Origin of the sequence: Sulfurifustis variabilis (assembly GCF_002355415.1) — a bacterium.
In the GTDB taxonomy this organism is placed as follows: Bacteria; Pseudomonadota; Gammaproteobacteria; order Acidiferrobacterales; family Sulfurifustaceae; genus Sulfurifustis; species Sulfurifustis variabilis.
The window spans coordinates 2,694,674-2,720,157 of sequence record NZ_AP014936.1; the positions used below are offsets into that span (position 1 = coordinate 2,694,674).

The window sequence follows — 25,484 nt, forward strand, 5'->3', positions numbered from 1 at the left end:
GACGGGAGAGGGTGACAACCCCTACTCGTGCCGCAGCGCCTCGATGGGGTCGAGCCGGGCGGCCTTGCGCGCCGGAAAGTACCCGAAGACCACCCCGACCGCCGCGGCGAACAGGAACGCGACGACCACGATCCCGGCGTCGAAGATGAAGGGCACCTGCAGGGCGCCGGCGAGCAGGAGCGAGGTCCCGAGCGCGATCGCGATGCCGAGCAGGCCGCCGAGGGACGACAGCACCACGGCTTCGACCAGGAACTGCAGCAGCACCTCGCGCTCGAGCGCGCCGATCGCGAGGCGGATGCCGATCTCCCGGGTGCGCTCGGTGACCGAGACCAGCATGATGTTCATGATCCCGATGCCGCCGACGAGCAGGCTCACCGCCGCGACGGCGCCGAGGAGCGCGGTCAGCACCTTCGTCGTCCCGGAGATCATCTGCGCGACCTCCTTCATGTCCATCACGTTGAAGTCGCTGTCCTCGCCGGCCGAGAGATGGCGGCGCGCGCGCATCAGCCGCTCGATGTCCTCCTGCACGCGCGCGGTCGCGGCGCCCTCCCGCACCGAGACCTGCAGGACGCCGACGTCCTCGTTGCCGGCGATGCGGCGCTGGAAGGTGCGCAGCGGCACGACGACGATGTCGTCCTGATCGGTGCCCATCGTGGACTGGCCCTTCGGGGCGAGCAGGCCGATCACGTCGCACGAGAGCTTCTCCAGCCGGATCTGGCTGCCGACCGGGCTCTGGCCGCCGAAGAGCTTGGCGCGCACGGTCTCCCCGATGACGCACACCGCCGCACCGGAGCGCACCTCGCCCTCCGTGAAGAGCCGGCCTTCCTTCACCGTCCAGTTCCGCACCGGGAAGTACGCCTCCGTGCTGCCGCTGACGAGCGTCGACCAGTTCTCGTTGCCGTAGATCGCCTTGACCGAGCGGCTGGCCGCCGGCGCGACGGCCGCGACGTCCGGCACGTCGCGCGCGATGGCCTCGGCGTCGGCCAGCCTGAAGCTCGCGGCGCCGGCGCTCATGCCCGGGCCCAGGCGCTTGCCGGGCGTGATCATCAGCAGGTTGCTCCCGAGGCTCGCGATCTGCTCGCGCACCTGGGCGGTCGCGCCGCCGCCGAGGGTCACCATGATGATGACCGCGGCGACACCGATGACGATGCCGAGGACCGTGAGAAACGAGCGCAGCGAGTTGCGCCGGATCGCGCGCAGGGCGAGCAGCAAGGCGTTCCCGAGCATCAGGCCACCCTCCCCGCCCGGCGCTCGTCGGCCGCCACGCGCCCGTCGTGGAAACGCACGACGCGCGCCGCGTACTCCGCCATGTCCGGTTCGTGCGTCACCATGACGATGGTGATGCCGTGGTCGCGGTTCAGCCCGACGAGGATGTCCATGATCTCGCGGCTGCGCGCGGAGTCGAGATTGCCCGTCGGCTCGTCGGCGAGGAGCACCGCGGGCTGCGTGACGATGGCGCGCGCGATGGCGACGCGCTGCTGCTGGCCGCCCGAGAGCTCGCCGGGCGTGTGGTCCTCCCATCCGGTGAGCCCGACCGCCGCGAGCGCCGCGCGCGCCCGGGCGTGCCGCCCGGCCGCGGGCTCGCCGCGGTAGATCAGCGGCAGCTCGACGTTCTCGAGCGCGGACGTGCGGGCGAGCAGGTTGTAGCCCTGGAACACGAAGCCCAGGTAGTAGCGCCGCAGGAGCGCGCGCTGGTTTCGGGAGAGCCCCCCGACCTCGACGTCCTTGAAGCGGTAGCGGCCGGCGGTCGGGGTATCCAGGCAGCCGACGATGTTCATGCAGGTGCTCTTGCCCGACCCGCTCGGTCCCATGACGGCGACGAACTCGCCGGTGTCGATGCGCAGGTCTACGCCGCGCAGCGCCGGCATCGCGGCGGCGCCGCTGCCGTACACCTTGGTCACGCCCTCGAGGGCGATCAGGCCGGAGCCGCCGTTGCCGCTTTCAAGCATGTCCGCTCACTTCGCGCTCACGGCGTCGGTCACCACGGCGGTGCCCGCCTCGAGCGGGCCGCCGGTCACCACGGTCATGACGCCGTCGGTGGAGCCGATGGCGATCTCGACGGGCTCGGGCGCGCCCTCGCGCAGCACCCAGACGCGCTGCGTCCTGCCCTTCACCTCGGCCGCCGGGAGCCGCGAGGGCGTCCGCGGCGGCCGCGGCAGGAGCCGCTGGATGATGCTGCGGTCGTCCGCCGCATCCGGCGCGCCGGCGGCGGGCGGGGTGAAGCGCAGCGCGGCGTTGGGGACGAGCAGCGCATCGTCGATCTTCTCGACGGTGATCACCGCGGTCGCCGTCATGCCGGGACGCAGCGCCAGCGCCGAGTTGTCGACCGCGAGCACGGTCTCGTACGTGACGACGCCTTCCACGGTCTGCGAGCCGAAGTGCACGCGCGTGATGCGGGCGGGAAAACGCCGGTCGGGATACGCGTCGACGGTGAACGCCGCTTCCTGCGCCTCCTGCACCCGCCCGACGTCGGCCTCGTCCACGTCCACCTGCAGCTCCATCTGCGCCAGGTCCTCGGCGATGGTGAACAGGACCGGGGCCTGGAACGCCGCCGCCACCGTCTGGCCGGGCTCGACCGAACGCGCGAGCACGATGCCGTTGATCGGCGAGCGGATCACCGCCTTCGCGAGGTCGGTGCGGTTCGCGCGCAGCGTCGCCTGCGCCTGCGCCACGGCCGCCCGGGCGGCGATCTCGTCCGCCTGCGCCCGCTCGAGCGCCGCCTCGGCCGCGTCGAAGTCGCTCGGCGACGGCACCTTGCCGCCGCTGATGTCGCGCACCTGGGCGAGTCGCGCGAGCGTGGCCTTGGCTTCCTTCGCGGTCGCCTGCGCCTGGCGCACCTTCGCCTCGGCCGAGGCGAGCGCGGCCTCGGACTGCCGGACCTGCGCCTCGAGCTTGGTGGTGTCGAGCCGCGCCAGCACCTGGCCGGCCTTCACCCGCTCGTTGTAGTCGACGTCGACGGTCTTGACGATCCCGGAGAGCTCGCTGCCCACGTCGACCTGGTTGGTCGGCTCCAGCGTTCCGGTCGCGGTCACCGTCACGGTCAGATCGCCGCGCTGCACGGGCTGCGTCCGGTACTGCACCTCCGTGCCGTCGCCGATCAGGGTCCACGCGATCGCCGCCGTCGCGAGGACCGCCGCCAGCGCCCCCCAGCCGAGCCAGCGGCGGCGGCGCCGCGCGCGCTCGCTCCCGGCGTCGACGCCGAGCTGTTGGGCGACCTCGCCATTCACGTTCAGCTCGTTCATCGTGCTTCTCCTTCCTTCGCCGCCGCGTCGGCCGCCGCCAGCGGGGTCCACCCTCCGCCCAGCGCCTTGTACAGCCGGATCAGGTTCGAGCTCACTTCGCCCTCGCTCGCGGCGAGCCGGTCCTGCAGCGACAGGAGCGAGCGCTGCGCGTCGAGCACCACCTGGAAGTCGATCAGCCCGGCGTTGTACTGCTGGGTCGCGAGGTTCGCCGCGAGCTCGGCCGCGCGCGTCGCGTCGACGAGCGCCGCGCGGCGTGCCTGCTCCTCGCCGAACGCGACGAGCGCGTTCTCGACGTCGTTCAGGGCCGTCAAGACCGCCGCTTCGTAGCCGATCAGCGCCTGCTCGGCGAGCGCGCCCTGCACCTCGACGTTCCGGCGCAGGCGCCCGGCGTCGAAGACCGTCCAGCTCGCGTTCGCGGCGGCCGTGCTCGTGCGCGCGGCCGAGGTGAAGAGCCGGGAGCCGGTCAGCGCCTCGAGGCCGATCGACCCGAGCAGCGCGAAGCCCGGGTAGCGGGCGGCGGCCGCCACGCCCACCTCCGCGGTCTGCGCGGCGAGTCTCCGCTCGGCGGCGCGGACGTCGGGACGGCGCCGCAGGACATCGGCCGGCACCCCGACGGCCACCTCGGCCGGCACGACCGGGATCGCCGCGGGCGCGTCCAGCTCCGGGGCCAGCGCGCCGGGCCGTTCTCCCAGCAGCACCGCGAGACGGTTCTTCGCCTGCTCGAGCCCGCTCCGGAGCGACGGGATCTCCGCGCGCGTCTGCTCGAGATTGAAGCGGGCGCGCTGCACGTCGAGCTCCGTGGTGAGACCGGCCTGCGCGCGCCAGCGCGTGATGTCGTAGGTCTCCGTCTGCGTGCCGAGATTCGCCTCGGCGATCGCGAGGCGGGTCTGGAACGAGCGCACCTCGACGTAATTCAGCGCCACCTCGGCGAGCAGGCTCACGTACACGTCCTGCGCGTCGGCGACACTCGCCTCCAGTCCGGCCGTGGCCGACTCGAGCGCGCGCCGTTTGCTTCCGAAGAGGTCGAGCTCCCAGCGCGCATCGAAGGCCGCGGCGTAGAGCTCGGTCGTCGCGCCGGTGCCCGTCTCTTCGCTGCCGCGCACGCGGCTCGCCGACGCCGCCGCCGCGAGCGTCGGAAAGCGGTCGGCGCTCGCGATGCCGCGCCGCGCCCGCGCCTCGCGCACGCGCGCCTGCGCCTGGCGCAGGTCGAGGCTGCCGCTCGCCGCGCGCTCGATCAGGCGCGTCAGGACCGGGTCCTGGAGCACGGACCACCATCGGGCGAGCGTCGCCGGGTCGGTCGGCGCCGCGCTCGCGCCGGCCGCGGCCCCGGCGCGCCACGCTTCCGGAGCCTGCGTCGCAGGCGGCGCGTAGTCCGGACCGACCGTCACGCATCCACCCAGCGCGAGCAGCGCCCCGACCGCGCAGAACCTCGATACCAGTCGCATCGCCTCTCGAAACCGGGACGGTTTACGGGGGAACTGTCGGCGCCGGCGGCCCGTCCCGTTCGAACCGCAGGTTACGGATGCCGCGTAACGGGCGTGTGTCGCGCGCCCGTCGCTTTGTAACGATCGGCAACGTCGAGCGGCCCCGATTTCCGCCCCGCGCCGGCCGTCGGCCCATGCGGTAACCAGCCTAGGGGGCCAGGGGATTCACTGCTTTGACGCAGGACAAGGGACGGTTGCGCGACTCCGGCCTGTCTAACCGATGAAGGGTGTCCCACCCACGATCCGCACGCGTGGCCCCGAAGGGCACGGGCGGCGTGGCTCCCGACCCTGCCGGCGCAAGCGTTATAGCCGGCGGACCCCCCGGGATGCCCGTCCGTCCGAAGTCGCTGGTGTCCCATCGGCGCGCGAACCCTAGAATCGTGGGTGTAAACACGTGCTCCGCGCAGGAAGCGCAGAGGACCCAATGGCCACATCCGGGGAGCAGGAAGCGCGGGTTCGTGCCGAAAGCACGCGCCTGCTGCTCAAGCAGATCCCGGTGGCGCTGATCGTCAACATCGCCAACGCCACGCTGCTCGCGCTCGTCCTGTCCCGCGTCCAGGCGCGCGACCTCTTCGTTTTCTGGTGGCTCGCGCTGGTCACGCTCTCGAGCGTCCGCCTGCTCGCGTGGTGGCGACTCTCCCGCACGGAACCGCTGACCGCCGATCGCCTGGGCCTCTGGCGCAGGCGCACCGTGTCCGGCTCGGTCGTCTCCGGGACGCTGTGGGGCGTCGGCGCATTCGTCCTCTTCCCGGAGGAGCCGTTCCACCAGGTCTTCGTGGCCTTCGTGATCGGGGGCATGGCGGCCGGCGCGGCCGCCGGCCTCTCCTACTCGCTGCCCGTCTATTACGGTTACCTGCTCCCGAGCGTGCTTCCCCTCGCGGGCCGGTTCTTTCTCGAAGGGACGTTCGTGCACACGGTCATGGGCGGCATGGTGCTCATCTACGCGCTCGCCCTCTCCCTCTTCGCCGGCAACCAGCACGCGGTGCTCACGTCGGCGCTGACCCTGCAGCAGGACCGCGCGCGGCTCTCGGACGAGCTGAAGAGCCTCCTTCAGAACCTCGAGCAGCGCGTGCAGGCGCGCACGCGCGAACTGCGCCTCGCGAACGAAAAGCTGACGAACGAGATCGCGGAGCGCGAGCGGGCGGAAGCGGCCGAGCGGCAGGCGCGGGCCGAGGCCGAGGAGGCGAACGCGGCGAAGTCGGTCTTCCTGGCCGCGGCGAGCCACGACCTGCGCCAGCCGTTCCAGAGCCTGCGGCTTTACCTCGAGGTGCTGAAGCGCGAGCTCACCGCCGAGAGACAGCAGGACATCGCGCGGCAGCTGACGTCGATCCTCGACAGCACGCAGGAGCTGCTGGATACGCTGATGAACCTCTCGGCGCTGGAGACCGGAATGGTGAAGCCGGCCGTGCAGGAGTGCGCCCTGCAGAGCCTCATCGATCCGATCGCGAAGGAATGCCGGATCGCGGCGCAGAAGAAAGGTCTGCAGCTGCGCACGCGCCCGTGTCCCGGGACCTCGGTCTCCACCGACCCGGTGCTGTTCAGCCGGATGCTGCGCAACCTGGTGATCAACGCCATCCGGCACACGATGACCGGCGAGATTCTCATCGGCTGCCGGACCCGCAGGGACCACATCCGCGTCGAAGTGTGGGACACCGGGCTCGGGATCCCGGAGGACAAGCTCGCGGAGGTGTTCGGCGCGTTCTACCGGCTGCGCGAGCGCCAGCAGCTGCTCGACAAGGGACTGGGGCTCGGCCTCTGGATCGTGGCGCGCACCGCGCAGCTGCTGCGGCACGATGTCGGCGTGCGCTCGCGGGTCGGCCGCGGGTCGGTATTCTGGATCGTGGTCCCGCGGCCCGGGCGGACGCCCACCGCGGCGCGGGACGACGCGGGCCCGGGCGGACAGCGGGCGCTGAGCTGAGACGGGCCGCGCTAGGCCACTTCCTTCGTGGCCTCGACGATCTCCCGCCGCCGCGTTTCGACGGCGCCGCGCTCGCGCTCGAAGCGCGCGAGCAACTCGTACACGCACGGCACGACGAGCAGCGTGAGCAGCGTCGAGACGAACACGCCGCCGATCACGGCGATCGCCATCGGCGCGCGCAGCTCGGCCCCCGGGCCGAAGGCGAGCGCCAGGGGCAGCGCGGCGGCGATCGTCGCGAACGACGTCATGAGGATCGGGCGCAGCCGGATCGGGCACGCCTCGAGCAGGGCCGCGCGCACCGGGAGACCCTGGTCGCGCATCTGGTTGGTGAAGTCGACCAGCAGGATCGAGTTCTTCTTCGCGATGCCCATGAGCAGGATCAGGCCGATGAAGCTGAAGATGTTGAGCGAGTGGCCGAAGGCGAGCAGCGTGAGGAACGCGCCGGACACGCTGAACGGCAGCGCCATCAGCACCGTGAACGGGTGCACGAAGCTGTTGAACTGCGACGCCAGCACCATGTAGGCCACGATCACGCCGAGGATCAGCACGAACCACAGGCTCTGGAACGACTCCTGGAACGCCTGCGAGCCGCCGACGAAACGCACGCGGTAGTCCGGCGGCAGGACCTCCCGCGCGATCTCCCGCGCGCGCGCCAGCGCCTCCTGCTGCGACTTCCCGGCCGCGACGTTCGCGAAGATCTTGATCGCGCGCTCGCGGTCGTGCCGGTTGATCTGCGCCAGGCTCTTGCCCTCGCGGATCTGGACGACCTCGGACAGCGGGATGCGCTCGCCGCGGTTGTTGCGCACGGTCAGGCGCTTGATCTGGTCGATGCGGTCGAGCTCCTGCTCGCGCAGGCGCACCCGCACGTCGTAGCGGCGGCCGCCCGAGGAGTACTGCCCGGCGACGACGCCGCCGACCAGCGCGTTGACCGTCTGGGAGATCGCCTGGACGCTCACGCCACGCTCGGCGGCGCGCACCCGGTCGGGCAGGATCTGCACCTCCGGTTTTCCGAGCAGGTAATCGCTGTCGGTGTCGGTGACGAGGCCGGTGGCGTCGAGCTTCCGGATGATCGCGTCGGAGTACTCCACCAGCTTGTCCCAGTCGCGCCCCTGCACCGCCATCTCGACCGGGAAGCCGCGCGAGGCGGTGAAGCCGCGCTGCGAGAGGTCCTGCACCGAGACCTTGAGGTCGAGCTTGCGCAGCGCGTTGCGCGTGAGCGCCATCAGCTCCTGTTGGCTCAGCTCGTGGCCGGCCTCCGGGTCGATGCCCCGCTCGCCCTTCGGCTTCATGCTGACGAAGATGTTCGCCAGGTTCGACTGGCCGCCCGTGCCGAAACCGCCGACCGCCACCATGTAGCGCCGCACCTCCGGCCGGCCCGCCAGGAACTTCTCGGCCTCGCGCGCCTTGGCGTCGGTGTACTCCATCGAGGAATCCACCGGCGTCTGCATCCGCACGATGAAGATGCTCTGGTCCTGCACCGGCATGAACTCCTTGTTGAGCAGGTTCATCGTCCACATCGAGCCCACGAAGAACAGGGCCGAGATCGCGATCACCGACCACGGATGGCGCAACGCCACGGCGAGCACCCGGCGGTAGACCGCGGCCACGCCGTGGAACACGAAGTCCGCGGCGCGGCCGATGCGCGTGGTGCGGCTGCCGGCGGTCACGAACTGCGAGGCCCGCATCGGGGTGAGCGTCAGCGCCTCGAGCAGCGACAGCAGCACGGCGACCGTCATGGTGATGCCGAACTGGAAGAAGAACTTGCCGATCACGCCGGTCATGAACGCCACCGGCAGGAAGATCGCGACGACCGCGAGCGTCGCCGCGAGCGCCGCGAAGGTGATCTGGCGCGCGCCCACGAGCGCGGCCTGCACCCGGTTCTCGCCCTTCTCCTGGTGGCGCACGATGTTCTCGAGCACCATGATCGCGTCGTCGACCACGATGCCGATCGCGAGGCTGAGGCCGAGCAGCGTGAAGGTATTGAGCGTGAAGCCGAAGAAGTACAGGACGATGAAGGTGCCGATGATCGAGGTCGGGATCGCGAGGATCACGTTCAGGGTCGCGGTCCAGCTCCCGAGGAACAGCCAGCACACCAGCGCCGTGACCAGCGCCGACAGCACCAGCGCGAGCTTGAACTCGTCGACCGAGTCCTCGATGAACTGGGTGCTGTCGAAGTTGACGTCGATCTCCATCCCTTCCGGAAGCTGCTTGCGCACCTCGGCCATGCGTTCCTTGACGGCATGCGCCACCGCCACGGTGTTCGCCCCGCGCTGCTTGCGGATGCCGATGCCGACGGCGCGCTCGCCGTTCGCGCGCGAGATGCGGCGGATGTCGTCGAGGCCGTCCTCGATTTCCGCCACCTGGTTCAGGAGGATGCGCGTGTAGACCGGCTGGCCCCCGCGCTGGTTGATCACGATATGCCCGAACTCCTTGGCCGTCTTGACCTCGCCCAGCGTGCGCACGTCGTACTCCTGGCGCCCGAGGCTCAACTGCCCGGCCGGGAGCTCCGAGTGCTCGGCCTTGATCGCGTCGAGCACGTCGGTCACGGCCAGGTCGTACTGGCGCAGCTTCCGCCCCGAGACCCACACCCGCAGGTTCGGCTCGACGTAGCCGCCGTAGCCGAGCTCGCCGACGCCGGACACCGACGAGAACCGGTCCTTGAGCGTGTCCTTGACGTAGCGCATGAGCTCGCGCAGCTCGTGCCGGTCGCTCGTGAGCGACATCCACAGGATCGGCTGGTCCTCGGGGTTGGTCTTGCTGATCACCGGCGGCTCGATGTCGGCCGGCAGGTAGCGCTGTGCGCCCGAGACCTTGTTCTGCACCTCCTGCTGGGCGTCGGCGATGTCGCGCGACAGCTCGAACTCGACGCTGATCGAGGCGGCGCCATAGCGCGAGGTCGAGGTGACGCTCTTCACGCCCTCGACCGTCATGACCGCGTCCTCGATCACGTCCACGACGTTGGTCTCGACGACCTCCGGCGCGGCCCCGGGCCACTCGACGCGCACCGAGACGACCGGGAAGTCCACGTCGGGCAGCTGGCTGATCCCCATGCGGTCCGCGGAGATCAACCCGAACAGGATCAGCCCCGCCATGAGCATCCAGGCGAACACCGGGCGGCGGATGGCGATCTCGGGCAGGTTCATCGGGCGTCGGCCTCGGGGAGCGCGGGGCGGCGCACCGCCGCGGCCTCCAGGCGAAGGTAGTTGAGCTTGGCCATGTAGCGCGCCCGGTCGAGCGCGCGCTGATTCTCCTGGAAATCGGTCAGGGCCTGCAGCACGTCGAGGTTCGTGACCAGGCCCAGGCGATAGTCGCGGCGCTGGGTCTCGTAGTTCTTGCGCGCCGCGTCGGTGGAGCGCTGCAGCGCCTCGAGCTGGCTTCGGTCCAGCACGGCGATCTGGTGGAACGAGCGGATCTCCTGATCGGCGAGCCGCCGCACGCGGTTCGCATCGAGCTCGGCCTGCGTGCTTTGCGACAGCGCCTCGCGCAGCTGCGACTGCAGCCCGCCCCCGGCGTAGAGCGGCACGGTGAGCGCGAGCTGTACGTCCCAATCCACGTCTTCGAGCGTGCCGTCGCGCTCGAGATAGCGGTTGGCATTGAGATCGACCGACGGCAGGCGCGCCCCCCGGGCGACGGCCACGTTCTCCTGCGCGGCCTGGAAGCGCCCCTCGGCCGCCTTCACGTCCGGGCGCGCCGCCACGCGCTCGAGGTATTCCTCGAGCGGCGCCGGCCGCGCGGGCAGGGTCTCGATGTCGAGCAGCGGCGTCTCCGCCGGGAGGCCGCTCAGGAACGCGAAGACGTCGCGCGCTGTGGCGAGCTCGGCGCGCAGCTGCTCGACCCGGGCGCGCAGCGTGCTGATGGTGCTCTGCACCGTCAGCACCTCGCCGATGCGCGAGCGGCCGATGCGCACCCGCCCCTGCAGCTCCTTCTCGCGCTCGCGGTTCTGGCCGATCTGCTCGGCGTAGTTGCGCAGGTCCTGCTCGAGCGCGAGCACCTCGTAGAAGTTCTGAACCACGTCACGGAACAGCTGCACGCGCGCGTTGAGGTAATCCCCGGTCTGCGCGCCGATGAGCGCCTGCGACTGGCGGATGGCGGCGAACTCCCGGAAACCGCGGAACAGGGGCTGCGTGGCCGTCAGGCGCGCGAGCGTCTGGCGCGTGGGGAAGTCCGAGGCGTCGCGCGCCCCGGTGTCCGTGCGCGTGTACGCGCCCACGCCGTCCACCCGCGGGCGCACCGCGGCCTTCGCCTGGACGTAGCGCTCCTCCGCCTGGCGGATCAGCTCCGCCTGGCTCGCCACCACCTCGCTGCGCCGGAGCGCGGCGGCGAAGTAGTCGTCCAGCGTCAAATCCCCGGCCCGCGCGACGAGCGGCATCGTCGCCGTCAGGGCCGCCGCGACGACGGTCGCCCGCAGCGCCTTACGCGCCTTCACGAAACAGCTCCTGAAGGGCCGCCAGGCCCGTCGCCAGGGCGCGTTTGTCCGAGCGCGCCAGCGCCGCGACGTGTCGGGCGATCCGCGCCTCGATGGCGGTCCGCAGCTGGCGGAACACCGCCTCGCCCTGGGCGCTCAGCCGCAATTGCACCTGACGGCGGTCCGCGGCATCGGGCCGGCGCACGAGCAGCTTTCGCCGCACGAGATAGCTCACCATGCGCGACATCGCCGGCACGCTCACGCCGTGCCACTCGGCGAGCTGCTTGCTCGTGCACGGCTGCAGGGACACGAACCCGAGCACCCGGAACTGCGGAACGGTGAGGCGCGACGTCTTGAGGTCGCGCATGGCGGCGCGCACCACGCGGATGATGGGCGGAATGACGTCGAGGAGATCTCCGCTGAGGGCGCGGTCGGTTTCCGATGCGGCGGTCGGCACGAGTTCCCGGGCGGGTCGACTGCGGCGATAGTAAACATTGTTAACTAATTTGTCATGCGAGCGCCCGGCGGAGCCGCCGGCCTGCCGTCGACGCAATCGCGCCCTGCGTCGGCCCCCGCTAATCGGGCAGGCCCGCCTTGCGCAGCCCGTCGAGCAGGTGATCGAGGTGCGCGGGATCCTTGAACGGGAAGGTCACGGGCAGCCGCGAAAGCGACATCCCGGGATAGAGCAGGGTGAGCTGCTCGATCATCCAGCGCGCGTCCGAGATCCGATCGGCGCGCACATAGGCGGCCGCGAGCAGAAGCTGTATGCGGGGGTGCGCGGGGCTGATTTCGAGCGCCTGTTCCAGTGCGGCGATCGCATCGGGATAGCGCGCCTGAACGAGGTCGAACTCGCCGCGCATCATCAGGTACGCCGACGGCACGCGCGGGTTGAGGCGTGTCGCCCGATCGAGCGCCGGGCGCGCCTGCTCGGGCCGGCCGGCGAAGTAGAGCACGTACGACAGCAGGCCATGCGCGTCGGCATAGCTCGGACGCAGCGCGAGCGCCCGGTCGAGCTCGCGGATCGCACCTTCGTGATCCCGACGGAACAGCGCGACGAAGGCGTTGACGAAATGCACTTCGGCCAGCTCCTCGTCGAGATCCAGCGCCTGCCGGGCCAGCGCTTGCGCTCGATCCAGCGACGTCTGCGGGTCCTCGTCCCAGCCGCCGATGACCTGCTGGAGATGCGTGAGCCCGAGGTTGGCATAGGCTCGCGCGAACCTCGGGTCGAGCGCGATCGCGCGCTCGTAGTACGCCTTGGCCGAGCCCATGTCGTCGGGCGAGCGGCGCCCGTAGTGGTCGAGGCCGCGCAGGAAATGGTCGTACGCCTCCACACTGGCGGTGTACTTCCCCGCCACGCCGCCCGGGTGCGTGGCGAGCCGGACCTCCAGCACCTCGGCGATCTCACGGGTGATCGACGACTGCAGGGCGAGCGTGTCCTCGAGCGTGGCGTCGTAGCGCTCGGCCCAGAGATGCCGTCCGTCGACGGTATCGATGAGCTGGGCGTTGACGCGGACGCGTGCGCCCTCCCGACGTACGCTTCCGCGCACGGCATAGCGCACGCCGAGCTCGTCACGCACGCGCTCGAGGCTGTCTTCGCTGCGGTAGGCGAATGCCGAGCCCCGGGCGATGACCGACAGCGCCGGGATCCTGGAGAGCTCGGTGATGAGGTCCTCCGTGATGCCGTTGCTGAAGTAATCCTGCCCCGGATCGGCGGCGAGGTTGGCGAAAGGAAGGACGACGATCGACGCGCCCCCGGGAGCCCGCACGGCCCGTTCGCCATTGCCCGACGTCTGCAGCCACCAGGCCACGACGAGGGCGAGCGTCAGCAGTCCGGGGAGCGCCCAGGCGACAGGCTTCTTCCTGTACAAGGGATCCCGGCGGGCGGCTGCCGGTGGCGGCGCGGGCCGCGCCATGGCGGGCGGACGCTCGGGGATCGGCTCGACGTCGGCGATCAGTCGATAGCCCTTCTTCGAGAGGGTCTCGATGATCTGCGGGTGGCGGGAGTCGTCGCCCAAGGCGCGACGCAGCTTGATGATCACGTTGGTGACGGCGTCGTAGCTCACCACTCTGCCGGCCCAGACCGAGGCTTCCAGCTCCTCGCGGCCGACGACCCGCCCCTTGTGCCGGGACAGGTACACGAGCACGTCCATCACTTTCGGCTCGAGCGCGACCTCGTGGCCGTCGCGGGAAATACGGCTCGTGGCGGGCTCGACCGCCCAGCCGGCGATCCGGAACCGGCGGATGTCCTCCCCTGCCGTCTTCGGCTCTTCGTGCCCGGTCGTCGACACGCGCGGCTCCCCGTCGTCAAAAAAGCGTCGGATCGTCGGTCTTTCTCGATCACTTTAACCCCGGGCGGGAATACAACAGAAGCGGTTCCATCGTGACCCAGGAGACCGCCATGACAAATCGCAAACGCAGGACTTTTTTGAAGCAGGGCCTTGCCTCCGCGCTCGTCGGCGCGGGGGCCTCGGCCGGACTGCTCGCACCCGCACGACTGCTGGCGGAGTGGCCACGCCAGGCGTTCGAGGCCAAGGGCGTTGACGACGCCCTGAGGGGCCTTTACGGCGGAGCGTCGCCGCAGGCGGCGCCCGAGGGTGCGATCACCATCAAGGCACCGGGCGAAGCGGAGAACGGCGCAGTCGTGCCCATCACGATTACGACGAATCTCCCGAACGTCCGGCAGGTCGCGATCCTCGGCGAGAAGAATCCGATTCCCCTCATCGCGAGCGCCGCGTTCAGCGGCGCGCTGCCCTACCTCGCGATGCGCATCAAGATGGGCGAGAGCTCGGACGTGCACGTGGTCGTGGAGACGGCCGACGGCCTCTATCGGGCGCGCCGGAACGTGCGCGTCGCGGTCGGCGGCTGCGGCGCCTGAGCGCGCCGCGATACAGGAGGCAACCATGAGCAGAAGCATGAAGGTACGCAGCCGCCCGCACGAGGGCGGCGAGGTCGAGCTGGTCGTCCTGGTCAACCATCCGATGGAGAACGGCCTGCGCATCGACAAGCAGACCGGACAGAAGATCCCGGCCCACTTCATTCAGGAGATCGCCGTCGCGCACAACGGCCGTGTCGTCGCGACCGTCGCGACGGGCGGCGGCGTCTCGCAGGATCCGCTGCTCGGCTTTCGGATTCCCGGGACCAGGCCCGGCGACACCCTGACGGTTTCCTGGCGCGACAATCGGGGCGAATCGGACTCCGTCGAAACCACCGTGTCGCCCTGATGCCGGGGGGCGCGGGCCGGCGCGATTTTCGTTAAGCTCGCGCGGGCGCCGGCGCGCCGCGACGACACCCTCGGCCCGCGCCTGGCGCGAACCAACCGAATGGAGGAGACGCATGATCCATGAGCGCTCGGGACGCCGGCCGGGCATCGCTGCCCGGTGGCTGGTCGCCCTGGTCCTGGCCGCAGTGGCAGCGACAAGCGGGCTCGCGGCCGAGACGCCGCGCGGCCGCCTTGCGGGCGGACAGGCCTACGATCTGCCGCCCTGGTTCAAGAAGAGCTTCCTCGCCGTGCGCGACGACGCCCGGGAGGCCGGCGCGCAAGGACGCCATGCGATGCTGTTCATGCATCTGAAGGAATGTCCATACTGCGCGCGGATGCTGGACGAGAACTTCCGCGCGGGCGGGACGAAGGAATTCATGGAGCGGCATTTCGACGTGATCGCCATCGACATCCGGGGGAGCAGTCCCGTCGAGTGGCTGGACGGCAAGAGCTATACCGAGCGGGAGCTGGCGGAGGCGACGAAGGTCGTCGCGACGCCGACGGTGGTGCTCCTGAACGCCGAAGGAAAGGTCGTGCTCAGGCTCAACGGCTACCGCCAGCCGCCGGCCTTCCGCCACGCGCTCGAGTACGTGCAGGGACGCCACTACGAGAGACAGACGCTCGCACAGTTCGTGGAGCAGCGGAGTAACGAGACGGTTTACCGGTTTCGGACCCACCCGAAGTACGTCGAGATGACGAACTTCAAGGGCTACGCCAGGCCCCTCGCCGTCGTCTTCGAGGACGGGGACTGCACCGACTGCGACGAGTTTCACGACAAGGTGTTCACGCATCCGGAGGTGCGGCCGGAGCTCGACGAGTTCACGGTCGTCCGGCTCGACGCGTACTCCACTTCGCCGATCGTCGACATCGAGGGGCGCAGGACAACGCCGAAGGACTGGGCCAAGCGGCTCAACCTCGTCTACCGCCCCGGCATCGTGCTCTTCAACGAGGGCAAGGAACGCGCGCGCATGGACGGCATGCTCTACCGCTTCCATTTCAAGGAGCTGCTGCGCTACGTCAGCGGGCGGTACTACTACCAATACCCGACCAAGACCCAATACAACGCGGCGCGGCGGGAGGAGCTGCTGAAACAGGGCGTGGTGATCGACTACTCCCAATAATCGGCGGCGGCGCAACCGGGTATCGGGAAAGCAAGGGGGCGCGCCTCCCCGAATACCGCGCGGCGGCCAGGGGCCGGCGCTTCGTTTGCCTTTCCCGAACGGCGATAATCGGGAACCGAACCGGAAGTTCCTCGCGTTCTCGTGTACACGGACGTACTGATCATCGGCGGCGGGATCGCCGGACTCGCGTGCGGCGTCGGGCTTTGCGGTAACGGGCTGCGCGTCGTCGTGGTCGAGCAGAGCGCGGCGCTCGGCGGGCGCGCGCGGAGCTGGGTCGACCGGGAGACGGGCGACGTCGTCGACATCGGCCCGCACATCCTGTTGAGCGAGTACCGCAACATGCTCCGGCTGCTGGAGCTGCTCGGCACGCGCGAGCGGATCGCGTGGCGCACCGACCGCTTCATCACCCTGTTCGAGAAACCGCACGCCGTGCCGGTACGCATGGGCCGGCTACCCGCCCCGCTGCACTTCGTGCGCAGCATCCTTTCGGCGCCGACCATCTCGATCGCGGACGCGAACTCGAACGCCCGCACAACCTGGACCGCGATGCGCCTCACGGAGGACGACGTGCAGCGGCTCGACGGCGTCGCGGCCGCCGACTTTCTGCGCGGCCAGGGCGTGACGAAGCGCTTTCGCGACTGGTTCTGGGCGTCCACCGCCATGTCGATCATGAACGTGCCGCTCGAGCGCTGCTCGGCCGGCGCGCTCCTGCGCTTCTACCAGCTCCTGCTCGGGCACAACGATCTGCGGATGGGCTTCCCCGCCATCGGACTGAGCGAGCTCTACGTGCCGCAGGCGACGAGGCGCATCGAGGCGGACGGCGGGCGGATCCTGACGCAGTCCGGCGTGAAGCGGCTGACCGGCGCCGACGGCGCGCCCGTCGGTGCGGTGCTCGCCGACGGCACGCGCGTCGACGCGCGCTGGTGCGTCAGCGCCGTCCCGCCGCAGTCGCTCGGGGAGATCCTGCCACCCGAGTGGCGCGGTCGCGACCCGGCTTTCGCGGAGCTGTCCGCCTTCGAGCCGAGCCCCTACGTCAGCACCTATCTCTGGTTCGACCGCAAGCTCACTCGCGAGCCGAGCTGGGCGCGCGTGTGGTCGCCGTCGAACCTCAACTACGACTCGTACGACCTGTCGAACATCCGTTCCGGATGGGAGGCCCGGCCCTCCGTGATCGCCAGCAACATCATCTACAGCCACCGCGCGGACGGCATGAGCGACGAGGCGATCGTCGACGCGACGCGGCGCGAGATCGCGGAGTACCTGCCGGAGGCCGCGTGGTCGACACTACGCCACGCGCGGGTGCACCGCATCCCGATGGCGATTCCCTGCCCCTTCCCCGGCACCGAGCGCAAGCGGCCGCCGACGCGAACCGCGCTGCCCGGGCTGCTCCTCGCCGGAGACTGGACGCGCACCGGTTTTCCCGCCTGCATGGAGAGCGCGGTGCGCTCGGGATGGCTCGCCGCCGAGCAGATTCTCGCCGAGGCCGGCCGGCCGCGGCGCCTCGCGCTGGGGCTCGACGCGCGGGAGGGGATCACGGGGCTGGTACAGCGTCTGCGCAGGGCGACCGGGACCTGAGGCCCGACGGGTCGGCGGGCGGCGCCGCTCCCGCCCGGCTCGCACATGCGCTCCTTCGCCCGACGTCAGTCGTACCCCCACTGGTTTTTCAGGTATGCCCCGAGGCCGGCGTACTCGACGTTCGCCGCGCGCGCGAAACCCTTCCCGCCGCCGTACACCGCGCGGAACCGCGCGGTCGCCGCCTCGCTGGCCGGCGACATGAGGGCTTCGGCGATCCGGTTCTGCTCCTCGAGGGACAGGCGCGGTCCCGCCGACAGGGCCTGGTTGGGCAGGGCCCGATGGCGATAGACGATGCGGGTCCGCCGGCCGCCGTGGTCGAACTTCTCGAGATGCCGCAGGGACAGCATCGCCGCGGTGCATTCCCCGTTCAGCAACGACTCGTAAACGCGGTCGTAGCCGTTGCGGACGACGACCGAAGGCTGTCGGGAGGGGTTGTCGAACTGGCCCAGCAGGATCAGCGTGCCGAGGTGCGGCGGCGCATGGGCGCAGATCGTATGGCCGGCAAGCTGCTTCAGCCCGGTGACCCTGGTGTTGTCGCTGCGCACGAAGGCGACGTACGTGTAGTCGCCCGGAATCTTGACGAGCACGTTGTGGCCGAGCTTTTCGAGCCGCCAGCCGTTCAGGTGAGGTGCGTCGAAGACGAGATCGTAGTGGCCTTTCTGCATGTCGGCCTGGTAGGCGCCCCACGTCAGCGGGTGCTCGTACACCACCCTGCGTCCCAGCACCTCGGTCAGGTAGGACGCGATCGGGCCGAACCGGGCTTCGCCCTCCGTCGCGTTGTCGCGAGGCGGCGCCGACAGCACGATCGGCGCCACATCCTTCAGTGCGACGGCGACGGCAGGCTTTCCCGGAAGCTGGTAGGCGACTTTCGCGGCACCCGGCTGCGGAACCGAATCGTCCGCCGCGAGACCGCCGGCCGAAAGCGCGAACAGCATGGACGCGCTGCAAGCAAGAAGCGATGGCTGGTTCATCGTCGAATCTCCCTTCGTGTTGTTGATTCCCTGCGGCGACAGCGGCCGCAATCACTCAAGCTAGCTCCTCGCGCACGCCGCGCGCCGACTGCCCGATGAGCGCGGTGATTCCGCACACGAACGCGCCGCAAGAGCGGTTCGCCGACGCACGCGCGCAGCGCGCGAACGGTCTATTCCTGTTTCGCGGTACGGGACTTCGTATCCGGGAAAAGCGCGTACGCGCGGCGGCGCACGGTCGCGCCGCCGGGCGCCGCTCGGGGCGGGATTACTTCAACTCGCTGCGCACGCTCTGCTCGTGCCAGGCGCGCACATGGCTCAGATGCTCCCCTTCTTCCTTGAGCGCCTGGCGAAAGTTCTTCGCCATCTCGTCCTGGCCCATGTCATCGGCCAGCTTGATCAGAAGCTCCCAGCCGTCGTGGTCGGCCAGCTCGGCGACGAGGAGCGCGTGCAGGGACTGGGAGAGCGTCGTGCGCGGGTCGTCCATCACCTGCATGATCCCCATCGACTCGATGCCGGTGACGTCGGCCCCCGGCGTCTGCGCGGTCGGGTCCGCGCCCAGCGACTCCAGCGCCTCGGCGACCCAGCGGAAGTGCTTGGCCTCCTCGTCGCGGAAGTGCGTGAGCTGCTCGGTCGACATGCCCGGAATCTTCTCCGGCGTCGCCTGGCACTTGGTCAGCATCGATTCGTACAGCCGGACGCCGCCGCGTTCGAAGGCCAGCCGCTCGCCGAGCATGTCGAGGAATACTTCCGGGCTCTTCCCGGTGAGCTTCTTCACCCCCGCCTTCGCCGCGCCCTTGACCGTCCCCGGCATCGGCACGGTGCCGACCGGCTCCGCTTCGGTGATGTAGCTCGTGCGCACCGCGGCGATGCCCGAGCCGTCCCCCGCCTCGGCCCCGCTTTCCTCGACGTTCTTCAGCATGCGTTCGATGTCCTTGGGCGACATCTGCACGCCGGTCTTGTTCATGCCCATCTCACTGCCTGTCTTTTCCATGACGCCTCCGTTGGGAATCCGATTCCTTGCTGCCGTCGTTCCTTACAGGTTCGCGACCTTGCGCCGCAGCTCCGTGCCGGGCGCCCACTGGTATCCGGCCGCCACGGTCTCGCTCGGCGAGCCGTCCGCGTTCACCTGCTCGCGGTAGCGAAGGGTCGCCTCGGTCTCCTGGTCGATCGGGACGAACTCGCCGTCCTTCGCCCGCAGGTCGACCTCCTGCTTCAGCGTCTTGCGCACGAAGTCGCGGTTGCTCTCGTACGGGAACGGATCGGGCAGCTTGTCGGGCAGGATCTCGGCCGGGTCGCGGCGCTCGACGTTCTTGAACATCTCCAGCGCGATCTGCAGGTGCCCGAGCTCGTAGTCGAGCATCCGCTCCCAGATCGCCTTGATCCGCGGGTTCGACTCCTGCTGGACGCAGCCGTAGTAGTTGTAGGCCTCGTTCGCCTCGTGCAGCACCCACTTCTCCAGCCACGACTCGTTCGGGTCGATGATCGACTCGTACTGGGTGACGTGCTGCTCCTCGATGGAGGCGATCTCGGCGTAGAGCTGGCGCGCGACCGGGTCGGTGAACAGCGGGCCGACGTGCGCGTAGTAATCGTGCGTCTGGTGCTCGCCGGCCATGATCGTGAGCGCGTGCAGCTTGGAGAGCGCATGCGCCTTCTTGCGGTCGTAGGGGCGGCGCACGTCGTCCTCCGGGGCGCGGTGCTCCACCACGGTCGGCCGCCCCGCCATGATGTCGCTGTAGCTCTGCGTGATGTTGTTCGCGTCCTTTCCTTCCGTGCGGTCGAGCAGCGCCGCGTAACGATAGAGGTGATCGAAGTCCTCGAGCAGGCCGAACCGGTACACCTGCGCCAGGTACGGGTCGGGCTCGCGCTGCGCGATGGCGGCGGTGACCTCGATCGCCACCTGCTCGTAGCCGATGGTGGTCTCGAGCGGCGAATGATCCGCGCCGATGAGCCAGTTCACCATCGTCTGCTGATGTTGCTCGATCCGGCGCACCCGGGCGAGCGGGACCTGGAGGTCGCCGTTCATGCGCGCGCACGCGTGGCTGAAGCGCAGCGCTTCGGTCTCCTGGCCGTTCATGAGGATAACGCGGACGCGGGTGAACGCGTCGTCGTTCAGCTTGCTGATCGGCTTCTGCACCATCTCCTTCCAGCTGAAATGCTGCCGGTCGAGCGGCGTTCCCTTTGAGTCCATCAACGACAGGGCCATGCGAATCTCCTTTTCGATGAGCCGAGTGGCGGTGATCTCCTAGACAGAAGTGCTTCTTCCCCGGTTCCGCCTCGAGCGCGCGTGGATCAAAGAAAGCGCCGTGGAACATCAAGCACACGGCGCGACGGCGGTCTTCGCCGCGCGGTCCGCGCGGCATTGGCCGGGCGGGTCGCGACCGGCCGCGGCGAGGCGCACAATGCGGGCAGGCAGGAGACCCAATGGAAGAGATACTGCCAGGCCTGTTCCACTGGACGACTTTCCACGAAGGCATCGGCGAGGACGTGCATTCTTATTATGTGGCCGCCGCCGACCCGCCGGTGCTGATCGACCCGCGCGTGCCGGAGGACGGTCTCGAATGGTTTCGGGGACGGCCGCCGCCGGCGCACGTCTTCCTCACCAACCGCCTGCACTACCGCCACAGCGACGCGTTCGGCAAATCGTTCCGGGCGACGGTGTGGTGCCACCGCGCGGGCCTGCATCACTTCGACCGGAAGCGCCCGGTAAGGGGCTTCGAGCACGGCGATTCGCTGCCGGGCGGCGTCCGCGCGCTCGAGGTCGGTGTGCTTTGCCCCGAAGAGACGGCGCTTTACTGGCCGGAACGCGGCGGCGTGCTGTCGATCGGCGACGCGATCGTCCGCCTGGACGGCGCCCTCGGGTTCGTGCCCGACGGGCTCATGGGAGACGACCCGGAAGGAGTGAAACGCGGATTGCGGGGAATCTTCCGCCGGCACCTCGCGCTGGAGTTCGATACGCTGCTTTTCGCCCACGGCGCGCCGTGGGTCGGGCACGGCAAGGCGGCGCTCGCGGGGTTCCTCGCGCTGGCGGACGACGCGTGAGGCGCGACGTCGACGGCCCGGGGCAGGACGGCAGCGGGCGCCGCGCGCGGGGCGGCGCCCGTCGTTTCCGTCACGTCAGGTGCGCGGCGACGGCGATCGCGACCGCCGCCAGAACGAGCGTGAGAACCGTCCAGGCGATCGACCGGCGCCGCGCGCGCCTTCGCTCGTTCTCTGCGCTCCATGCCCGCCAGGCGGCGACGGCGCGCTGCTCTTCCCGGGGATCGAACTCGTAGAAGCGGCCCGCCTGGATCTGCGCGGCCACCGCCTTCAGGGTCGACGCATCCCGGCCCACGGACAGGCCGCCGACGGTCCGCGTCAGCGAGAGGATGAGGGCCCGCGCCATCTGATATTCGGTCTCGGGCAGGAAACCGCACGCGCGACAAGGCCCGAAGACCTTCGTCTTCGGCTTGCCGCAGCAGACGCAGATCGCCTGGATCGCCATGCCTTGCCGTTGCGCACGTGGTGATTCCCCGAGTATAGGTGCTCGAATCCGGGCGGCGTCGAACCGAAAGGCGCCCTCGCCCCTCCGCGAGCGGGGAGGGGACGCGTACTAGGGTTTAGAGACGAACGGGTTGCCGCGGATATAGAAACGCAAGAGCCTTTTCGCCCAATGACCCGCGTAGTCCACGCCCACGCGCGGGCGCTTCACCATCACGACCGGCTCGGCCCTCGGGGGTGCCGCGATATAGAAGTGCTCGCTCACCAGGTCGTGCCCGTGCAGGCGCCGGTCGATCGCCATCGCCCGGCACAGGAGACCGGGCCCCTGGGTGGGGCCGGCGACGTTTCGCACCGGTTCGAGCGCGCGCAGGAGCACCGCCGAGGCGTGGCCCTCGCGATCCGTCACGACGTTCATGCAGTGGTAGATGCCGTAGATGAGGTACACGTAGGCGTGGCCCGGGGGGCCGAACATCACCTTCGTCCGGGGAGTCATCCCCTTCGCGGAATGCGCCGCGAGATCGTGCGGACCGAGATAGGCCTCGACCTCGACGATCCGCCCCACGCGCTCGACGCCGCCCGAGACGTGCACCAGGTACTTCCCGAGGAGATCGTGTGCGACCTCGATCGCCGGCCGGTTGTAAAAGACACGGCCAAGCCGTTTCATGGCGATCGCGGCCGGCTTGCCTGCCGCCGCCGTGGCCCTCGGTGCGCCGGCGGCGCGTCTCTTGCCTTTCACGAAGCGGGGGCCGTCGCCTCGATCGGCTCGGACTCGGCCGCGTGCGTCCGAATGACGGCGAGGAAGTCGTCGCCGTAGGCCGCGAGCTTGCGTTCGCCGACGCCCGATATGTGCGAGAGCGCCTCGAGCGTGCGCGGCCGGCGCTCGACCATTTCGGCGAGGGTGGCGTCGTGAAACACGACATAGGGCGGAACGCCCTTCTCGCGCGCGAGCTCGAGGCGGCGCGTTCGCAGCGCCTCCCAGAGACGCACGTCGGCCTCGGCCGTGAAAGCGCCGTGCGCCTCGCGCGCGGCCTTCGCCTTGCGCGTCCGTTCCGGCTTGGCCTCGCGCCGCAGCCACAGCCGCTCCTCGCCGCGCAGCACCGCGCGGCTGCCCTCCGTCAGGCGCAGCCCGCCGTGCCCCTCGATATCGACGGCGAGCAGCCCGCGGGCGATGAGCTGCCGGAAGACGCCGCGCCAGGCGTTCGCGTCGAGCTCCTTGCCGATGCCGTACGTGCTCAGCGCATCGTGGCCGAAGCGCCGGATGCGGTCGTCGTCCTTGCCCAGCAGGACGTCGACGAGGTAGCTCACGCCGAAGCGCTGTCCGGTGCGGTGCACGCACGAGAGCGCCTTCTGCGCGGGCACGGTGGCGTCCCAGGTCTCGGGCGGATCGAGGCAGGTGTCGCAGTTGCCGCACGGACGCGGCGCCGTCTCGCCGAAGTAGCCGAGCAACGCCTGCCGGCGGCAGGTGGTGAGCTCGCAGAAGGCGAGCATCGCGTCGAGCTTGTGGCGCTCGACCCGCTTGTGCGCGTCGTCGGCGTCCGAGGCCTCGAGCATCTGGCGCAGGAGGATCACGTCCTGCAACCCGTAGGTCATCCAGGCATCCGCCGCGAGGCCGTCGCGTCCCGCGCGGCCGGTCTCCTGGTAGTACGCCTCGATGCTCTTCGGGAGGTTGAGGTGCGCGACGAAGCGGACGTTCGGCTTGTCGATGCCCATGCCGAAGGCGATGGTCGCGACCATGATCACGCCCTCCTCGTTCAGGAAGCGCGCCTGGTTGGCGGCCCGGACGGCGGGCTCGAGGCCGGCGTGGTACGGCAGCGCCGTGTAGCCGCGCTCCGCGAGCCATTCGGCGGTCTCGTCCACGCGCCGGCGCGACAGGCAGTAGACGATGCCGGCGTCGCCCGCGTGCTCCTCGCGGATGAAGCGCAGGAGCTGCTCGCGCGCGTTGCCGCCCTGCCCGATGCGGTAGCGGATGTTTGGGCGGTCGAAGCTGCTCACGAAGACGCGGGCGTCCTCGAGCTTGAGGCGCGCGACGATTTCCCGGCGCGTGGGCTCGTCGGCCGTCGCCGTGAGCGCGATCCGGGGGACGTCCGGGAAGCGCTCGTGCAGCACGGAAAGCTGCATGTACTCCGGGCGGAAGTCGTGCCCCCACTGCGAGACGCAGTGCGCCTCGTCGATGGCGAAGAGCGCGAGCCGGGCGCCGGCGAGCATCTCCAGCGTGCGCTCCAGGGTCAGGCGCTCGGGCGCGACGTAGAGCAGGTCGAGGTCGCCGCGCAGCAGCTGGCGCTCGACCTCGCGCTGCGCGTTGGGGGCCTGCGTCGAGTTGAGGAACGCCGCGGGCACGCCCGCCTGCGTGAGCGCCGCCACCTGGTCCTGCATGAGCGCGATGAGCGGCGAGATCACGATGCCGGTGCCGGGGCGGGCGATCGCCGGGATCTGGTAGCACAGCGATTTGCCGCCGCCCGTCGGCATGAGCACCAGGGCGTCCCGCCCGGCGAGGAGCGTCGCGATGACCTCCTCCTGGTGTCCGCGGAACCGTTCGTAGCCGAAAACGCTGTGCAGGATGTGGCGGGCGTCGTCCATTCTTATGATTGTTTTCGCTCCCTCGGCGCAGGCACGGCCGCCAGTTTAAACGCGGCCGGGCGGCTCTCCTAGACCGGGACCGCGCGCCGGCGGACCGTTCGGCGGCCGGTCGGTCCGCAGTCAGGCGGTCGCCGTCTTCGGGATGAACTTGAGCGCCACGCCGTTGTTGCACCAGCGCTCGCCCGTGGGCGGCGGGCCGTCGTCGAAGACGTGCCCGTGGTGGCCGCCGCAGCGCACGCAGTGGTACTCCGTGCGCGGAAAGATCAGGAAGTAATCCTTCTTCGTCTCGAAGGCGCCCGGGATCGTGGTGAAGAAGCTCGGCCAGCCGGTCCCGCTGTCGTACTTCATCGCGGAGGTGAATAGCGGGAGGCGGCACCCGGCGCAGACGTAGACGCCGGGGCGCTTCTCCTCGTTGAGGGGGCTGGTGTAGGCGCGCTCGGTGTCCTCCTCGCGCAGCACGCGGTACTGCGCCAGGGGCAGGATCTTCTTCCACTCCTCGTTCGGGCGCCTGAGCGGTTCGGTCGAGAGCTCGACGTCGGCACCCTCGGCGAGGAGCTCCCTCCAGTTCCGCCGCAGCGCCTCGATGTCCGCGGACGCCGGCGGCGCGGCCCATCCGCGGAAGGCGGGCAACGCCAGGACGGGCGCGCTCGCCAGGACCTTGAGGACGTTTCGCCGCTTCATGGGACCTCCATGCGGGTGGTCACGGTCCCCTATTCGACCGGATCGCCGGCGCCCTGTTCGGCCGGCACACCGGTCGGCCGGGCCGGTCACATCGTCGGAAACGGCTTCTGGACCGCGTGATCCGACTTAGCATGTACTTATCGACCGATTCAACCGGCTGCACGCGGAGGTACGACAGTGACGAACACCGGATTCACGACCTGCATCCCCCTGGCGCGGAACGGCGCCGCCATCCTGCTCGCCGCCGGCATGCTGCTCGCGCCCGCCGCCCAGGCCGACTGGTACTTCGGCGCCAAGACCGGGCCCATGATGATCGACGTCGGCGGCTTCGACGACCCGACCAACGTCGGCGTGCTGGTGGGTCACGAGTGGGGCGTGGTCGCGGGGGACATCGGCGTCGAGGCCGAACTGACCCGGACGCTGGACGACGGCGAGTTCGCCGGGCAGGACGTGAAGGTCGACACGCAGGGGCTCTATGCCGCGTTCCGCACGGCGGGGCCCGTCTACCTGATCGGAAAGGCCGGCGTGGTGCGGAACGAGGTCGAGGTCGGCTCGTCCTCCGGGTCGGATACCGGCACCGCCTTGGGCGCGGGCGTGGGCTTCAGCATCGGTATCGCGCAGTTCGAGCTCGAGTACACCCGGATCGACGACGACATCGACTTCCTGAGTCTGGGCCTGCGCTTCTAGACCCAGACCCGCCCGCGAGTAGCAGCGCGGTCCTCGCGGGCTCAGGGCGACCCGATCGCCCGCGATGCCGAGCCGGCGCCGGTTCCT

General features: G+C 70.1%; 22 protein-coding genes. 7 read left to right on the top strand and 15 right to left on the bottom strand.

Going from position 1 to position 25,484, the window contains the following annotated elements; all coding sequences use genetic code 11:
- Positions 1-21: 21 nt before the first annotated feature.
- The 4 genes from SVA_RS13020 to SVA_RS13035 are packed head-to-tail and all read right to left on the bottom strand — an operon-like array spanning position 22 to position 4,687.
- Positions 22-1,227, bottom strand: a complete 1,206-nt coding sequence (locus SVA_RS13020) for an ABC transporter permease (protein ID WP_096461633.1) — start codon at positions 1,225-1,227, stop codon at positions 22-24.
- Positions 1,227-1,949 (bottom strand): ABC transporter ATP-binding protein, encoded by a 723-nt coding sequence (locus SVA_RS13025; protein ID WP_096461634.1) that lies wholly within the window; start codon positions 1,947-1,949, stop codon positions 1,227-1,229. Before SVA_RS13025 ends, SVA_RS13020 begins: the two co-directional genes overlap by 1 nt.
- A 6-nt stretch (positions 1,950-1,955) precedes the next feature.
- Positions 1,956-3,242, bottom strand: a complete 1,287-nt coding sequence (locus SVA_RS13030) for an efflux RND transporter periplasmic adaptor subunit (protein WP_096461635.1) — start codon at positions 3,240-3,242, stop codon at positions 1,956-1,958.
- Positions 3,239-4,687, bottom strand: a complete 1,449-nt coding sequence (locus SVA_RS13035; protein ID WP_096461636.1) for an efflux transporter outer membrane subunit — start codon at positions 4,685-4,687, stop codon at positions 3,239-3,241. Before SVA_RS13035 ends, SVA_RS13030 begins: the two co-directional genes overlap by 4 nt.
- Positions 4,688-5,150: 463 nt before the next feature.
- Between SVA_RS13035 and SVA_RS13040 the strand changes: the two genes are divergently transcribed.
- Positions 5,151-6,644, top strand: coding sequence for an MFS domain-containing histidine kinase (locus SVA_RS13040; RefSeq protein WP_096461637.1), 1,494 nt, complete (start codon positions 5,151-5,153; stop codon positions 6,642-6,644).
- Positions 6,645-6,655: 11 nt separating this feature from the next.
- Here the strand turns inward: SVA_RS13040 and SVA_RS13045 are convergent, their stop codons facing one another.
- The 4 genes from SVA_RS13045 to SVA_RS13060 all read right to left on the bottom strand — a co-directional run bounded on the left by SVA_RS13045 (position 6,656) and on the right by SVA_RS13060 (position 13,337).
- Positions 6,656-9,787 (bottom strand): efflux RND transporter permease subunit, encoded by a 3,132-nt coding sequence (locus tag SVA_RS13045; protein ID WP_096461638.1) that lies wholly within the window; start codon positions 9,785-9,787, stop codon positions 6,656-6,658.
- A complete protein-coding gene (locus SVA_RS13050; protein ID WP_096461639.1) occupies positions 9,784-11,070 on the bottom strand; it encodes a TolC family protein in 1,287 nt (428 codons plus the stop codon). The genes SVA_RS13045 and SVA_RS13050 overlap by 4 nt, the downstream gene beginning before the upstream one ends.
- The gene (locus SVA_RS13055; protein ID WP_096461640.1) at positions 11,057-11,506 is read right to left on the bottom strand and encodes a MarR family winged helix-turn-helix transcriptional regulator; all 450 of its coding nucleotides are present in this window, start codon (positions 11,504-11,506) and stop codon (positions 11,057-11,059) included. Before SVA_RS13055 ends, SVA_RS13050 begins: the two co-directional genes overlap by 14 nt.
- 118 nt (positions 11,507-11,624) lie before the next feature.
- The gene (locus SVA_RS13060; protein ID WP_096461641.1) at positions 11,625-13,337 is read right to left on the bottom strand and encodes a tetratricopeptide repeat protein; all 1,713 of its coding nucleotides are present in this window, start codon (positions 13,335-13,337) and stop codon (positions 11,625-11,627) included.
- Between the two features lie 110 nt (positions 13,338-13,447).
- On the opposite strand from SVA_RS13060, the gene soxY reads away from it, so the two are divergent.
- The 4 genes from soxY to hpnE all read left to right on the top strand — a co-directional run bounded on the left by soxY (position 13,448) and on the right by hpnE (position 17,004).
- The gene (soxY, locus tag SVA_RS13065) at positions 13,448-13,924 is read left to right on the top strand and encodes a thiosulfate oxidation carrier protein SoxY (RefSeq protein WP_096461642.1); all 477 of its coding nucleotides are present in this window, start codon (positions 13,448-13,450) and stop codon (positions 13,922-13,924) included.
- A 25-nt stretch (positions 13,925-13,949) separates the two neighbouring features.
- Complete coding sequence (gene soxZ / locus SVA_RS13070) at positions 13,950-14,270, top strand: thiosulfate oxidation carrier complex protein SoxZ (protein WP_096461643.1); 321 nt, start codon at positions 13,950-13,952, stop codon at positions 14,268-14,270.
- A 112-nt stretch (positions 14,271-14,382) separates the two neighbouring features.
- Positions 14,383-15,429: a thioredoxin family protein gene (locus tag SVA_RS13075; protein ID WP_096461644.1), complete on the top strand. Its 1,047-nt coding sequence runs from the start codon at positions 14,383-14,385 to the stop codon at positions 15,427-15,429.
- Positions 15,430-15,570: 141 nt separating this feature from the next.
- Positions 15,571-17,004, top strand: coding sequence for a hydroxysqualene dehydroxylase HpnE (hpnE, locus tag SVA_RS13080; protein ID WP_096461645.1), 1,434 nt, complete (start codon positions 15,571-15,573; stop codon positions 17,002-17,004).
- Between the two features lie 65 nt (positions 17,005-17,069).
- Here the strand turns inward: hpnE and SVA_RS13085 are convergent, their stop codons facing one another.
- The 3 genes from SVA_RS13085 to SVA_RS13095 form a co-directional block, all read right to left on the bottom strand.
- A complete protein-coding gene (locus tag SVA_RS13085) occupies positions 17,070-17,975 on the bottom strand; it encodes a phosphate/phosphite/phosphonate ABC transporter substrate-binding protein (RefSeq protein ID WP_148665475.1) in 906 nt (301 codons plus the stop codon).
- A 265-nt stretch (positions 17,976-18,240) separates the two neighbouring features.
- Positions 18,241-18,966 (bottom strand): ferritin-like domain-containing protein, encoded by a 726-nt coding sequence (locus tag SVA_RS13090; RefSeq protein ID WP_096461647.1) that lies wholly within the window; start codon positions 18,964-18,966, stop codon positions 18,241-18,243.
- 42 nt (positions 18,967-19,008) lie between these two features.
- Positions 19,009-20,178 (bottom strand): hypothetical protein, encoded by a 1,170-nt coding sequence (locus tag SVA_RS13095; RefSeq protein WP_096461648.1) that lies wholly within the window; start codon positions 20,176-20,178, stop codon positions 19,009-19,011.
- Positions 20,179-20,396: 218 nt separating this feature from the next.
- Between SVA_RS13095 and SVA_RS13100 the strand changes: the two genes are divergently transcribed.
- Positions 20,397-21,014, top strand: a complete 618-nt coding sequence (locus SVA_RS13100) for an MBL fold metallo-hydrolase (protein ID WP_096461649.1) — start codon at positions 20,397-20,399, stop codon at positions 21,012-21,014.
- A 70-nt stretch (positions 21,015-21,084) separates the two neighbouring features.
- Here SVA_RS13100 and SVA_RS13105 read toward each other — a convergent pair whose 3' ends face one another.
- From SVA_RS13105 to msrB, 4 genes are all read right to left on the bottom strand, one after another.
- Positions 21,085-21,456, bottom strand: a complete 372-nt coding sequence (locus SVA_RS13105; protein WP_096461650.1) for a hypothetical protein — start codon at positions 21,454-21,456, stop codon at positions 21,085-21,087.
- Between the two features lie 108 nt (positions 21,457-21,564).
- A complete protein-coding gene (locus SVA_RS13110) occupies positions 21,565-22,116 on the bottom strand; it encodes a DNA-3-methyladenine glycosylase (protein ID WP_096462947.1) in 552 nt (183 codons plus the stop codon).
- A gap of 68 nt (positions 22,117-22,184) precedes the next feature.
- Positions 22,185-24,029, bottom strand: a complete 1,845-nt coding sequence (gene recQ, locus SVA_RS13115) for a DNA helicase RecQ (RefSeq protein ID WP_096461651.1) — start codon at positions 24,027-24,029, stop codon at positions 22,185-22,187.
- A 120-nt stretch (positions 24,030-24,149) separates the two neighbouring features.
- Positions 24,150-24,710 carry a peptide-methionine (R)-S-oxide reductase MsrB gene (msrB, locus tag SVA_RS13120; protein WP_096461652.1) on the bottom strand — a complete coding sequence of 187 codons (561 nt, stop codon included), beginning with the start codon at positions 24,708-24,710 and terminating at the stop codon, positions 24,150-24,152.
- Between the two features lie 177 nt (positions 24,711-24,887).
- On the opposite strand from msrB, the gene SVA_RS13125 reads away from it, so the two are divergent.
- On the top strand, positions 24,888-25,397 hold the full coding sequence (locus SVA_RS13125; protein WP_096461653.1) for an outer membrane beta-barrel protein: 510 nt from the start codon (positions 24,888-24,890) through the stop codon (positions 25,395-25,397).
- The last annotated feature ends 87 nt before the right edge of the window (positions 25,398-25,484 follow it).